The organism is Bradyrhizobium sp. P5_C12 (genome assembly GCF_054049735.1).
Genome location: NZ_JBFULU010000003.1, coordinates 274,653 through 287,383, shown reverse-complemented (window position 1 = coordinate 287,383; position 12,731 = coordinate 274,653). Strand labels below are relative to the sequence as shown.

The following is a 12,731-nucleotide window of genomic DNA, read 5'->3' as shown; positions in this document are numbered from 1 at the left end:
GGTCGACACGATGAGCATCAGCGCGCTGACCGACTCGGCGGTCGACCAGGCCACGCTCGATACCTATATCACGAAGGTCACCACCGCGATCAACACGGTGGCCTCGGCCGCCGCCAATCTCGGTGCCGTCAAGAACCGCCTCGCGACCAACACGGAATTCGTCAAGACCCTGATGGACTCCGTCGACCGCGGTGTCGGCCAGCTCGTCGACGCCGATATGAACGCGGAATCGACGCGCCTCCAGGCGCTACAAACCCAGCAGCAGCTCGGTGTTCAGGCGCTCTCGATCGCCAACCAGAACAGCCAGAGCATCCTGTCGCTGTTCCGCTAAGCCGCGGCTTCGAAATCGGCCGTGCTCCCAAGGGAGCACGGCCTCCGCCATGAACGGCGGATTTCGAGGGCACAAGACGTGCCCGCAATCGACCTCCTGACGCCAGCCTTCACGCGGCACGCCGCAGCCGATCGCGCTGCCATGCGCTCGCACGCCCGCGGTGAACCAATTGCGTCACGTAGGATTCTTGTAAAATTGCAACGCCTTGTCCGCGAACTGACACGTTCGTATCTGCGCGCAACCTTCAGACAAGGTTCGCAGCCGACTGTCCTCTACGTTCGCATTGGTACGAGGTCATATGCTCAGTCGCGCGCAGCTACAGCAACTGCTCAACAACATACTGGAGCTTGGGCCGCGGCGTCTGATGGCCTTGGGGCTGATTGGTTTTGCCGTTCTCGTTACCGTCGTCGGCGGCGCCTATTATCTGAGCCGGCCCGAGTTCGAAACGCTCTATACGGGCCTTAGCCGCGAAGACGTGACGCGCATGGGCGCGGCGCTGCGCGAGCAGAACATCACCTTCGACGTCAATACAGCCGGCGACGCGGTCTCGGTGCGGCCGAGCCAGACCATGCAGGCGCGGATGCTGCTCGCCGAGAAAGGCCTGCCGACCAGCGCCAATTCCGGTTACGAGCTGTTCGACAAGATCGGCTCGCTCGGTCTGACCTCGTTCATGCAGGAGGTCACCAAGCTCCGCGCCCTGGAAGGCGAAATYGCGCGCACCGTGCAGTTGATGAAGGGCGTCAAGGCGGCGCGGGTGCACATCGTCATGCCCGTGCGCGGCTCGTTCCGCGCGACGCAGCAGCCGCCCTCGGCATCGGTCGTGCTGCGCACGGACGGTGCCATCGAGGCGCGTACGGCGCAGTCGATCCGGCACCTGGTCGCGGCCGCCATCCCCGGCATGACCCGTGACAAGGTGACGGTGCTGGATGCCGACGGTTCGATGCTGCTGGCCGAAGAAGATGAGGCCAGCGCTGCGCCGACCAAGATGGCGAGTCTCCAGAAGACGGTCGGCGCGATGGTGCAGGAGAACATCCGCAAGGCGCTGACTCCTTATCTGGGCCTGGACAATTTCGAGGTGAGCGTCGCGACGCAGCTTTCGACCGACAAGCGGCAGATCAACGAGACCGTCTACGACCCGGAGAACCGCGCCGAGCGATCGGTCCGGAACGTCCGCGAGAAGGAGTCGTCGCAGAACGCGGATCGTTCGACCCCGACCACGGTGCAGCAGAATCTTCCGGACCAGCAGGTGAACGCCGGCGGCGGCAAGAACTCCAACGAGGATAAGAGCCGCCGCGAGGACGTCACCAATTTCGAGGTGTCGTCCAAGACCACGACGACGGTGAGCGACGGTTATTCGGTGAAAAAACTCTTCATCGCCGTCCTGGTCAACCGCGCGCGGCTCGTCGCCGATCTCGGCGACAAGAGCAACCAGGCGATCGTCGACAGCAAGCTCGCCGAGATCAGCCAGCTCGCGGCAACGTCCGGCGGGCTGGACAAGCAGCGCGGTGATCAGATCCAGGTCACGGCCGTCGACTTCGTCGAAGGTTCGCGCGAGCTGGCGCCGGTGCCGCCGATCAGTTTCGTCGAGATGATCAACAAGCAGTTGGGCAGCGTCATCAACGCGGTGACCATCCTCGCCGTTGCTTCGATGCTGGTGTGGTTCGGCCTGCGACCTGCGGTCAACGGCATCCTGACCCACCGCGCGCAGCAGGAACAGACCGAGGCGGCGGAGGCTGCCCAGCTCGAGGCGGCCGCCGCGCTTGCGCTGCCGGACAGCGACGAGGCCGAGCTCAACCTCGTCGAGGACCTCGAAGGCAAGATGCAGCGAACCCCGCAGAAGCGGCTCGAGCAGATCGTCCGCCTCGATCAGGCGCAGGCGGCAGCAATCCTTAAAGACTGGATGCGACGCGAGGAGGCGGCATGAACGCGGCAATTGGAAAACTCCTGACGCAGTTCGACGCGAACGGCCGGGTCAAGTCGCCGCCGCCGGCTCCGCCGCCCAAGATCCAGGACGTGCTGACGAGGCCGAAGGAGGTCCGGCGCGAGTCGCAACCGCAGCCTCAGACCCAGTCGCAGCCGCAGCATCAGTCGCCGTCTCCGGCGCCCGCGACGGAAGCCCCGCCGGTCAATCTCCTGGACGATGCCTATCGGCGCGGCCACGCCGCCGGCGTTGCGGAAGGCGATGCCAGGGTTGCCGAGGAGCGCGTGCGCAGCGCGATCCGGCTCGGCGAGGAGCGGGCCAAATGGTCGGACCAGCAGGCGGTCGCGATCGTCAGCGGCTTCGAGGCGGCCTGCCGCGAGATCGAAACCAACATCGCGAGCTCCGTTGCGCGAATATTGCTGCCGTTCCTCGCCGACGCCGTGCGCGACAAGGCGATCGGGTCCCTGGTCGAGCAGATCGCCGCGCTGACCGGCAATTCGTCGGTGCCGGCGTTCAAGATCACCGGCCCGGGCGAGCTGCTCGATCTCGTGCGGGCGCAGCTCGAGACGGCCCGGCGAACGGGCATCGAGTATGAGGCCGCCGAGACCGTCGAGGTCCGCGTCGTGGCCGATCAGACCGTGATCGAGACGCAGATCTCGGCATGGAGCGAACGCCTGAAGGAGGCGCGCCGGTAATTCGCCATGAATGAGGTCAAGCCAGAACTCGTCATCATCCGCCGTCGGAGCGCCTTCGACGACGAGAAGCCGCATGGTGGCGTCTGGAAGATCGCCTATGCGGACTTCATGACCGCAATGATGGCGTTCTTCCTGGTCATGTGGCTGATCAATGCGCTCAACCAGGACCAGAAGCAGGTGGTCGCGAGCTATTTCAATCCGATCCAGCTCGCGGAGAACGCGCCCGCTCCCAAGGGCCTCAAGGACTTGAACAAGAAGGATCCGACGCCATCCGAAGGCCAGGACGGCAAGCGTCAGCCGGCCGGAACGAGCGCGGAGCGCCGTGGCGACTCGCCGACGGCCGAGAAGCCGCCCTACTACGAAGAGAAGGTCCTGTTTCGCGATCCCTACGCGACCCTCGCGGAGATCGCCAATAGTGCGAACCAGTCCTCGGGCCAGCGCCGCGCCGGCGCGCTGACGTCCGCGGAAGAAGACGGTCTCAAGGGCGGCGACGCCTATCGCGATCCGTTCGACCCGGGTTACTGGAAGCTTGCTCCGGAAGCTTCCAAGGATGCGGACCGCATCATCGAGAGCGAGCCCAAGCCGAATGCCTCGGCGCGCGACAATCCGGCCGGTACAAGTCAGGGCGAGCCGCAGGCGCGCCGTGCAAAGTCGGACGATGCCGGCGGAAGCGTCGCGCCGAACGCGGATGCGTCGTCCGCAAGCCTGTCGCCTCTGCTGCCGCCGGGCCCGGCCCCGTCGCCGGCTTCGCGCGAGGGCAGCGCTCAAGCGAACGCGCAGCCAGGCGCTCAAGCCAACGCTGCGGCGCAGGCACGTCCCGCCGACACGACGAAAGAATCCGAGCCGCGCGACGCGGCGCAAACGCAGCAGCCGACCGTCAAGCAGCTTCAGGCCGCGGTCGCGGATGCGCTGTCGGATATCAAGGCCGGCGCGGGACCGGTCGCCGAGGTCCGTCAGGTCGAGGAAGGTCTTCTGATCAGCCTGACCGACGATGCGAGCTTCGGCATGTTCGCGGTCGGCTCGGCCGAGCCGCGGCCCGAGCTCATCCGCGTGATCGACAAGATCGGGCCGCTGCTGACCAAGCGCCCGGGCACGATCATCGTTCGCGGCCACACCGACAATCGGCCCTACCGGTCGGAGACCTACGACAATTGGCGGCTCTCGACCGCGCGGGCGCAGATGGCCTATTACATGCTGGTCCGTTCCGGCGTCGATGCACAGCGGATCGAGCACGTCGAAGGTTATGCCGACCGGCGGCCGAAACTTCCGAACGATCCCGCGGCTGCGCAGAACCGGCGGATCGAGATCCTGATCCGGGAGAAGCGCCCTTGATCAGGTCGCTCGTCTATGCCGCCGTTCTGATGGTGCTGCCGCTCGCGGCGGCGCGCGCAATTGCCGAGCCTGCGCCGGCATCGGCCGAGCCGTATGAGCTCGTCCGTTCGTTGCAGGCGGTCCAGGACGGAATCGCCAATGGCGACACCGCGGCGCATGGCAGCCACATCGCGTTGATCCGGCAGATCGGCGAGAAATTTCTCGCCGCCGATGCGGGCGTGTGGAGCAATCCGCAGAACGGCCAGGCTGTCGTCATCTACCTGCTCAGCGGCGGTGCGCCGCAGATCGTCCGCAAGCTGCCGCGCGACAAGCTGAACGTCGACGAGAAGCTGCTCAATGGCGCGCTCGCCTATGTCGAGGGTCGCCAGGACGAGGCGCGCGAACTGCTCAAGGACGTCAAGCCGCGCACGATCCCCTCGGGCCTGGGCGGACAGGTCGCGCTGGTTCAGGGCGCGCTGTTCGCGCGCTCCGAGGCGTCGCTCGCGATCGAGCGTCTGGATGATGCCCGGCTGTTGCTGCCGGGCACGCTGGTCGAGGAGGCGGCGCTGCGGCGCGAGATCCTGCTGATCGGGCAGGCCGAGGATTTCGACAAGTTCGAGTTCCTGACGCTGGCCTATATCCGCCACTACCGCAACTCCATCTATGCCGGCGATTTCTGGCAGCGCTTTTCCTCGGGCCTGACGCAATCAAGCCTCGCTCTCGATGAGCGCCGCTTTGCGCGGATCGTCACCCTGCTGGAGCAGATCGACCGCGCGAGCCGTCTCAAGCTCTATCTCGTGATCGCGCGCGCGGCGATGGTCCGCGGACGGCTGGCCGTGACCCGGCTTGCAGGCGAGCGGGCACTGACGCTCAGCGCCGACGCCTCGGCGGACCGCGAGCGTGCGCATTTGTTCCGCGGCGTCTCGCGGGCGCTCACCGACGAATATGACGGCGGACTCGCCGAGCTCAAAGCGCTCGACCGGTCGAAGCTGCCGGAGCGTGACATTCCGCTACTGAATGCAACGGTCCAGCTCGCGCTCGACATCCGCAAGCCGATCGCAGGCGTTTCCGCCGCCGCCGCCGCGGCCGACAAGCCTCCGCTGATGCCGGCGCGGCTCGATCTCGCGTCGTCGACCGCGACGCTTGCGCGCGGCCGCAAGCAGCTCGGCGAACTGGAACTCCTCACCAAGGACCCTCGACCATGACCAAGCTCAACGGAACCTCCGGACAGCTTTTCTCGGGTCTCGCCGAAAGCCTCAATGTGCGCGGGACGTCGCGCTCCGGCAAGACCGCCGGGGGGAAATCGCAGGGAGACTCGGGGTTTAACGATCTGCTCCATACCGTCTCGAACCTCGCGAAGCGGGCGCTGAACGATCAGGAGAGCGACACGACCGTGAAGGCCGGAACGCTGCGCGCGCGCTTGGTGCACCCGGTCGAGAAGGACAAGCCGAAGGACGACACGGTGCACGAACGCACCGAGGCGGCCGAGGACTCCAAATCCACTGACAAGTCTTCTGACAAGGCGGCCGACAGGTTGTTGGAGAAGCAAGGTCCGGCCGATCAGGTCGTGAAGGCTGAACTCGAGAGCCGATCGAGCATCCCGACGATCGTTGGGCAGGAGCTCGCCGCCGTGCCGGCCGTGAAGCCGCAGGTGCAACCGTCGGCCGGCGACAAGAAAGACACGTCCGCGCGAGATGAGCGCGCCTCCACGACAAGGCGCGACGTTCAGAGCGCGGGCACGACGAAGGCGGCGGCGGCCGATGCCGCTCCACCCGCCGCCGCTCCCACCGGCGCGCGTCCGCAGGCGGCGGCCGCGCAGGCAGGCGCGCCGCAAGGCGGCGATGCTTCGCCGAAGGCGATGCCCACCGCACCCGGCTTCGAAGCCGTCACGGCCAATGTGGAACGCGCCGCAAAGGCGTCGGCGCGAGACGCGTTGCCCGAAGCGACCAAGGTCACGGTGGTTCAGCAGGAGACGCATCTGCCGCCGGTCGCGCAGTTCAGCGCGACCCAACAGGTCGCCAACGCGGTGGTGTCCGAGCTGAATGAGTCGTCCGCGCCTGCGGCCTCCACCGCGCCCGATCTCGCGGCGCCCCAAGGCACTGCACCCGAGCCGCTGAAGATTCTCACGATCAATCTCGAGCCTCCGGCGCTCGGTAATGTCACCGTTCGTCTTCGTCTTGTCGGCACGGAGGTGTCCGTCCACCTCGCGGCCGAACGCAAGGACACGAGCCAGATGCTGGACCAGCAGCGCGACTCGATCCGCGACCTCATGCAATCGGCGGGTTATGTCGCCGAGGTCGCACCGGTCCAGCACGGCTCGCTGGACGGATTCCAGGCCGGCTCCGGCCAGTCGCAGCCGCAGCTTTCGGGCCAGCAACAGCAATCGTCGCAGTCGCAAGGCACGTTCGGCGGCGCAAGCACATCGTCCGGCCAATCGGACGATGGAGCCAAGCAGACCCGGCAGGAACGCCAGCCCAACCAGGAGACGCGTCATGACCAGGACGTGGCGCCGCAGATTCGCCGCGGCCCTGTTTATCTTTAACGCGGGCGCCGCGGAGGCGGCGACCGACATTGCGCGCCCCTGCGAGCGCGAGATGGCGCGTGCGTCCCAGCAGCACGGGATTCCGCTCGGCATCCTCTATGCGGTCGGCCTGACCGAGACCGGGCGGCGCGGCGCGCTCTATCCCTACGCGCTCGGCGCGGAAGGACAGACCGTGTTCGCCAAGGACATGAATGATGCGATCGTGAATTTCGAGGCGATGCGGGCCAAGGGCATCAAGCTGATCGATCTCGGCTGCATGCAGATCAACCACTATTATCACGGCGACAAGTTCGCCTCGGTGCGCGCGATGTTCGATCCCTCCAAGAACGTGGAATATGCGGCGCGCTTCCTGAAGGAGCTGAAGCAGCGCGAGGGCAGCTGGACCATGGCGGTGGCCCGCTACAATGCGGGCCCCAACAATCAGCCGGCGCAGAAGCGCTACGTCTGCCACATCGTCGCTCATCTCGTCTCGAGCGGCTTCGGCGCGTGGACCGACAAGGCGCGCTCGTTCTGTCAGCCGAAAACGACCTGACCACTCGAAGTTGTGCATGGTTCCAAATCATCAGCCCCGCGCAAGCAAGAACCCTCATTGTAGCTGCAACCTATCAAAGGAGCCCAATCCATGAGCCTGTATGGTGTTATGCGCACCGGCGTTTCCGGCATGTCCGCGCAATCCAACAAGCTGTCGACGGTCTCGGACAACATCGCGAACGTCAACACCACCGGTTACAAGCGGGCTTCGACGGAATTCTCGTCACTGATCCTGAAGAGCGGTTCGGGCAATTATGATTCCGGCGCCGTCGAGACGACGGTCCGCTACGCCATCAGCGACGCAGGACATACGCAGTTCACCACGTCGACCACGGACCTCGCCGTCCAGGGCAACGGCTTCTTCGTGGTGTCGAACGCCAACAACACGCAGCAATATCTGACGCGCGCCGGCTCGTTCGTGCCGGACGCCCAGGGCAACCTGGTCAACGCGGCCGGCTACTACCTTCTGGGTCAGCCCGGTAAGGTGACCAATTTCTCGCAGAACAGCCTTTCCGGCATGCAGATCGTCAACATTGCCCAGGTTTCGCAGGTGCCCGTGCCGTCGACGGCGGGGACGCTCACGACCGGCAATATGGATCCGAAAGCGGCTGTGATCGCCGGTCCGCCCGGCCCGGCGTCGTACTCATCGAAGAGCTCGATCGTGGCCTACAACAATATCGGTCAGGCCGTTACGCTCGACGTCTACATGTCCCACACGGCGACGGCCGCCGGCTCTGACACCTGGCAGATTCAGGCTTATAACTCCGCGACGGGTGCGTCGGTCGGCGCCGCCACCACCTTCACCTTCGATACCACGGCGACCGGCAAAGGCGCGCTGGCCGCGGCGAGCCCGACGACTCTTTCCTTCACCGTTCCCGGCGGTGCGGCGGTAACCATGAACCTGGCGAACATGACGCAGACCGGAACCGACTTCAGCTTCAAGGCAACCGTCAACGGTAGCGCCCCCTCCGCCATCGACAAAATCGACGTCGACGACGCCGGCTACGTCACGGCGATCCTCAAGAATGGCCAGCAGACGACGCTCTACACGATCATGCTCGCCGACGTCCCGAGCCCCGACAATCTGACGCCGGAGCCGGGCAACGTCTATTCGACCAACATGAACTCCGGCAACGCGCAGGCCGGGAATGCCGGCACCGGCGGCCTCGGCACGGTCCAGTCCGGCGCTCTGGAAGACTCCAACGTCGACCTCGCGGACGAACTCACCGGGATGATCGAGGCCCAGCGCGGCTTCACCGCCAACTCGAAATCGTTCCAGACCGGCGCCGACCTGCTCGACGTCGTCGTCAACCTGAAGCGCTGAATCCTCCAGCGCCCGTTCCGGGCAAGAGCAAATCATGTCCCTTACCGCCGCTCTCGACTCCGCCCGCGCTTCACTCATGGCGTCGGGCATCCAGTCCTCGACGATCTCGCGCAACATCGCCGGTGCCAGCGCCGCCGGCTATTCGCGCAAGATCGCCGTGCTGGACAATCTTCCCGGGGCCGGCGTCTATGTGGCGGCGATCCAGCGCGCCGCCAGCTCGGGTCTCTACGACAACGTCTTGGTCGCGACCTCGTCGTCGGCCAAGCAGGGCGCGATCTTTGACGGTCTCCAGAAGATCGCATCTGCCACGGTGGACGATCCGGAGCTCGACCAGTCGCCGACCGCGCAGCTCAATGCGCTGAAGAAGGCGCTGCAGCAATATGCCAACGCCCCCGACAACACCACGCTGGCACAGGCGGCCGTCACCTCCGCCAAGGACATGGCGACGGCGCTCAACCAGGCGACCAATACCGTGCAGTCGGTCCGTGAGGGCGCGGATGCCGACATGGCGACCTCGGTCGCCAACATCAACCAGCTCCTTACGCAGTTCGACAAGGTCAACAACGCGATCGTGAGAGGGACGATTGCCGGTGACGACGTCACCGACTACCTCGACCAGCGCGACAGCATCGTCTCGAAGATGTCGCAGGAGGTCGGCGTCTCGATGTCGATCCGCGCCAACGGCGACGCGGCGCTCTATACCGACAGCGGCGTCGTGCTGTTCGACAAGACGGCGCGAACGGTCAGCTTCACGGCGACCAACATCTACACGCCCGGCACCACTGGCAACGCGGTCTTTATCGACGGCGTCCCGGTCACCGGCGCCAATTCAGTGATGCCGCTGAAGTCGGGCAAACTGGCGGGTCTCGCTCAGCTGCGTGACCAGGACACCGTCACCTATCAGAGCCAGCTCGACGAAATCGCGCGCGGCCTGATCAATACCTTCAGGGAGAGTGATCAGACCGCCGCGGCGCTGCCCGACGTGCCCGGTCTCTTCACCTATCCCGGCGCGCCGGCGATGCCGGCGAGCGCCACCGTCTCGGTCGGCCTGGCCGGCCTGATCAGTGTCGCGGCATCGGTCGATCCGGCCCAGGGCGGCAATCCAAATCTGCTGCGCGACGGCGCTATCAGCGGCAACGTCGCATACCGATACAACACCGCCGGCAACGCCGGCTACTCGGTCCGGCTACAGCAGCTGATCGGCGGCATGGATGCGGCGCAGCCGTTCGATGCAACCACGCAAGGCAAGCCGAGCGGCAGCCTGATCGACTACGCGTCGTCGTCGACGAGCTGGATCGAGAACCAGCGCAAGACCGCGGACTCCAACGTCACCTACCAGAAAACGCTGCTCGACCGCAGCACTGCGGCGCTGTCCAACGTCAGCGGCGTCAACATGGACGACGAGATGTCCTTGATGCTTCAGGTCGAGCGCACCTATTCGGCCTCGTCGAAGATCATCTCGACCGTCGACGAAATGTTGCAGAGCCTGCTGGCTGCCGTGGGGAATTAAGCCATGATGAGCGCGAACTACATCTCGACCTTGATGCTGTCTTCGTCGTTGAGGTCCTCGATCACGAACAATCAGTCCGCGCTGGCCAAGGCCTCGAAGGAAGCCACCACCGGCCGCTTCGCCGATGTTGGCCTCGAGCTTGGTGCCACGACGGGAGGCGACGTCACCCTGCGGGCGGACCTGAGCTTCGCCGATCAGCTCGTCGATACCAACGGACTCGTCGCGGGACGCCTGGACGTGACGCAGAGCCGGATCACCCAGCTCAACACGACCGCAACGTCCTTCCTCAAGGACCTGATCACGGCCCGCAGCACCGACGGCGGCGGGCGGATCATCCTGCCGCCTGCGTCCTCCAACCTCCAGGATCTGATCGGCGCGCTGAACGTCTCCTACAACGGCTCGTATCTTTTCTCGGGCATCAACACGCAGAACACACCGATCACGGCCTACACCGCGGGCTCGGCCACCAAGACCCAGGTCGACGCCGATTTCCTTGCGGCCTTCGGCTTCTCGCAATCCTCAGCGAGCGTCAGCAGCATTACCCCGGCGCAAATGCAGACCTTTCTCAACACCACCTTCGATGCCGAGTTCGCGAGCCCGGCCTGGAACACCAACTGGTCAACGGCCACCGACCAGGTCATGCAAAGCCGCATTTCCACGACCGAGATCGCCGATACGTCCGTCAGCGCCAACCAGATCGGCTTCCGCAGGCTCGCCGAGGCCTACACCATGATGGCGGATCTCGGGAACGCGAAACTGAGCCAAGAAACGTTCCAGGTCGTCGTGGACAAGGCCATCGGCCTCGTTGGTAACGCAATCACGGATCTTGCTCAGCTCGGCGGCAACGTCGGCACGGTCCAGCAGCGGATCACCTCCGCAACCGACAAGCTCAAGGCGCAGCAGGACATCCTCAACACTCAGATCGTCGGGATCGAGAAGGTCGATCCGGCGGAAGCCGCGGTCCGGGTCAACACCCTGCAGACCCAGATCCAGACGGCGCTGGCGCTGACCTCGCAGCTCCAGAAGATCAGCCTCATCAACTATCTCTGAGCGAGGGCTCAGTTGCAAGGTTCGCACCGTTTGTCTTGCTATCCAGTTTTCTGCGCAGAGTGGTCCTGATGACGTTTGAAGCCTATGAAGCTGTCGTTGAAGAGAGCGGCTATCAGGAGAGAGGCCGCGAGCGACAGGCGCTCAGCCTCGGCATCGAACGGCTCGAGCGGATCCAGAAGGGGCGCTTCACCTTCGAGGATCTGGTCGAGAGCCTGCTCTACGTGCGGCGGCTGTGGACGATCTTCATCGAGGATCTCGCCCATCCGGAGAACGGGCTTCCCGACAAGCTGCGCGCCGACATCATCTCGATCGGCCTGTGGGTGATCAAGGAAGCGGATCGCCTGCGCGAGGAGAAATCGGGTGACGTCATGCAGCTCATCGAAATCAACCGCCTGATCCGAGACGCTCTCTGATGAAGATATCCTTGCGGGCGGGCGAACTGATCTACATCAACGGCGCGGTCATCCGCGTTGATCGCAAGGTCTCCATCGAGCTCGTCAACGACGTCATGTTCCTGCTCGAAGCGCAGGTCATGCAGGCTTCCGACGCCACCACGGCGATGCGGCAGCTCTATTTCGTCGTCCAGCTCATGCTGATGAATCCGACGGACGTCCGGGACCCCATGGCGCTCTACAGGCCGCATCACGCGGCTCTTCTCGCGCTATGCGAGAACCGCGAGATGCTGGACGGGCTTGCCGCCATCGACGAGCTGGTCGGTTCGACCCGCTATTTCGAGGCGCTCAAGCGAATCCGGGCGTTGTTCCCGCTGGAGCAGGCAATCCTGGCCGGCGCCACCACCGAGTCCCCATTCCAGGCTGCCTGACAGCGGAGAGATACATGAACGTCACCAGCGCGACCGACAGCACCAGCAAGACCAGTTCGACCAGCTCGACCTCGTCGAGCAACAGTGTCGACTACAATACGTTTCTTCAGCTTCTCGTCGCCGAGATGAAGAATCAGGATCCGACCAATCCGATGGACACCTCGCAATATATGAGCCAGTTCGCCCAGCTCTCGACGGTCGAGCAGGCCATGCAGACCAACACCAAGCTCGATGCGCTGCTGTCTTCGCAGTCGTTGTCGCAGGCGGACGGGCTGATCGGAAAGACCGTCAGCTTTACCGACTCGACCGGTGCGACCTTCAGCGGCAAGGTCGCGTCCGTCTCCATCAACAGCGACGGCTCGATCGCGACCCTCGAGAACGGCACGAAGGTCGCGGTCGGGCCCGGACTCACGATCAGCCAGTCATGAACGAGCGGGACGCCCTCGATATCGTCCAGGCGGCGATCTGGACGATCATCGTCGCCTCCGGGCCTGCGGTCGGCGCGGCGATGCTGGTCGGCACCATCATCGCGCTGATTCAGGCCCTGACCCAGGTCCAGGAAGTGACGCTGACCTTCGTTCCGAAGATCCTCGTCATTCTCCTGGTCGTCGCCGTGTCCGGCTCCTTCATCGGCGCGCATCTCTCCACCTTCACCGAGATGGTCTATTCGCATATCGAACGCGGCTTCTGATC

14 protein-coding genes are annotated in these 12,731 nt (G+C 64.9%); all 14 read left to right on the top strand.

Annotated elements, in window-relative coordinates:
• On the top strand, positions 1–331 hold a 331-nt coding region (locus ACXJMY_RS04330; RefSeq protein ID WP_456618090.1), incomplete at its 5' end, for a flagellin.
• 298 nt (positions 332–629) lie between these two features.
• Complete coding sequence (fliF, locus tag ACXJMY_RS04325) at positions 630–2,255, top strand: flagellar basal-body MS-ring/collar protein FliF (RefSeq protein WP_456618089.1); 1,626 nt, start codon at positions 630–632, stop codon at positions 2,253–2,255.
• Positions 2,252–2,947 carry a hypothetical protein gene (locus ACXJMY_RS04320; RefSeq protein ID WP_456618088.1) on the top strand — a complete coding sequence of 232 codons (696 nt, stop codon included), beginning with the start codon at positions 2,252–2,254 and terminating at the stop codon, positions 2,945–2,947. The genes fliF and ACXJMY_RS04320 overlap by 4 nt, the downstream gene beginning before the upstream one ends.
• Before the next feature lie 6 nt (positions 2,948–2,953).
• Complete coding sequence (locus ACXJMY_RS04315) at positions 2,954–4,279, top strand: MotB family protein (protein ID WP_456618087.1); 1,326 nt, start codon at positions 2,954–2,956, stop codon at positions 4,277–4,279.
• Complete coding sequence (locus ACXJMY_RS04310; protein ID WP_456618086.1) at positions 4,276–5,463, top strand: chemotaxis protein; 1,188 nt, start codon at positions 4,276–4,278, stop codon at positions 5,461–5,463. Before ACXJMY_RS04315 ends, ACXJMY_RS04310 begins: the two co-directional genes overlap by 4 nt.
• Complete coding sequence (gene fliK / locus ACXJMY_RS04305; protein ID WP_456618085.1) at positions 5,460–6,800, top strand: flagellar hook-length control protein FliK; 1,341 nt, start codon at positions 5,460–5,462, stop codon at positions 6,798–6,800. The genes ACXJMY_RS04310 and fliK overlap by 4 nt, the downstream gene beginning before the upstream one ends.
• A complete protein-coding gene (locus ACXJMY_RS04300) occupies positions 6,751–7,332 on the top strand; it encodes a transglycosylase SLT domain-containing protein (RefSeq protein ID WP_456618084.1) in 582 nt (193 codons plus the stop codon). The genes fliK and ACXJMY_RS04300 overlap by 50 nt, the downstream gene beginning before the upstream one ends.
• A 90-nt stretch (positions 7,333–7,422) precedes the next feature.
• Positions 7,423–8,655, top strand: coding sequence for a flagellar hook protein FlgE (locus ACXJMY_RS04295; protein WP_456618083.1), 1,233 nt, complete (start codon positions 7,423–7,425; stop codon positions 8,653–8,655).
• Between the two features lie 34 nt (positions 8,656–8,689).
• A complete protein-coding gene (flgK, locus tag ACXJMY_RS04290) occupies positions 8,690–10,165 on the top strand; it encodes a flagellar hook-associated protein FlgK (RefSeq protein WP_456618082.1) in 1,476 nt (491 codons plus the stop codon).
• Between the two features lie 3 nt (positions 10,166–10,168).
• Entirely contained in the window at positions 10,169–11,215 is a 1,047-nt protein-coding gene (locus ACXJMY_RS04285) for a flagellar hook-associated family protein (protein WP_456618081.1), read from the top strand.
• A 68-nt stretch (positions 11,216–11,283) separates the two neighbouring features.
• Positions 11,284–11,628, top strand: coding sequence for a flagellar biosynthesis regulator FlaF (flaF, locus tag ACXJMY_RS04280; RefSeq protein ID WP_456618080.1), 345 nt, complete (start codon positions 11,284–11,286; stop codon positions 11,626–11,628).
• Complete coding sequence (flbT, locus tag ACXJMY_RS04275; RefSeq protein ID WP_456618079.1) at positions 11,628–12,038, top strand: flagellar biosynthesis repressor FlbT; 411 nt, start codon at positions 11,628–11,630, stop codon at positions 12,036–12,038. The genes flaF and flbT overlap by 1 nt, the downstream gene beginning before the upstream one ends.
• Before the next feature lie 14 nt (positions 12,039–12,052).
• A complete protein-coding gene (gene flgD / locus ACXJMY_RS04270; RefSeq protein WP_456618078.1) occupies positions 12,053–12,466 on the top strand; it encodes a flagellar hook assembly protein FlgD in 414 nt (137 codons plus the stop codon).
• Entirely contained in the window at positions 12,463–12,729 is a 267-nt protein-coding gene (gene fliQ / locus ACXJMY_RS04265) for a flagellar biosynthesis protein FliQ (protein WP_456618077.1), read from the top strand. The genes flgD and fliQ overlap by 4 nt, the downstream gene beginning before the upstream one ends.
• Positions 12,730–12,731: the final 2 nt, after the last annotated feature.

What these genes read in the sequence shown, in the direction of transcription:
- fliK (WP_456618085.1), top strand. Translation starts at nt 5,460, where the DNA reads ATGACCAAGCTCAACGGAACCTCCGGACAGCTTTTCTCGGGTCTCGCC.
- flaF (WP_456618080.1), top strand. Translation starts at nt 11,284, where the DNA reads ATGACGTTTGAAGCCTATGAAGCTGTCGTTGAAGAGAGCGGCTATCAG.
- fliQ (WP_456618077.1), top strand. Translation starts at nt 12,463, where the DNA reads ATGAACGAGCGGGACGCCCTCGATATCGTCCAGGCGGCGATCTGGACG.
- flbT (WP_456618079.1), top strand. Translation starts at nt 11,628, where the DNA reads ATGAAGATATCCTTGCGGGCGGGCGAACTGATCTACATCAACGGCGCG.
- flgD (WP_456618078.1), top strand. Translation starts at nt 12,053, where the DNA reads ATGAACGTCACCAGCGCGACCGACAGCACCAGCAAGACCAGTTCGACC.
- ACXJMY_RS04320 (WP_456618088.1), top strand. Translation starts at nt 2,252, where the DNA reads ATGAACGCGGCAATTGGAAAACTCCTGACGCAGTTCGACGCGAACGGC.
- flgK (WP_456618082.1), top strand. Translation starts at nt 8,690, where the DNA reads ATGTCCCTTACCGCCGCTCTCGACTCCGCCCGCGCTTCACTCATGGCG.
- ACXJMY_RS04315 (WP_456618087.1), top strand. Translation starts at nt 2,954, where the DNA reads ATGAATGAGGTCAAGCCAGAACTCGTCATCATCCGCCGTCGGAGCGCC.
- ACXJMY_RS04300 (WP_456618084.1), top strand. Translation starts at nt 6,751, where the DNA reads ATGACCAGGACGTGGCGCCGCAGATTCGCCGCGGCCCTGTTTATCTTT.
- ACXJMY_RS04285 (WP_456618081.1), top strand. Translation starts at nt 10,169, where the DNA reads ATGATGAGCGCGAACTACATCTCGACCTTGATGCTGTCTTCGTCGTTG.
- ACXJMY_RS04295 (WP_456618083.1), top strand. Translation starts at nt 7,423, where the DNA reads ATGAGCCTGTATGGTGTTATGCGCACCGGCGTTTCCGGCATGTCCGCG.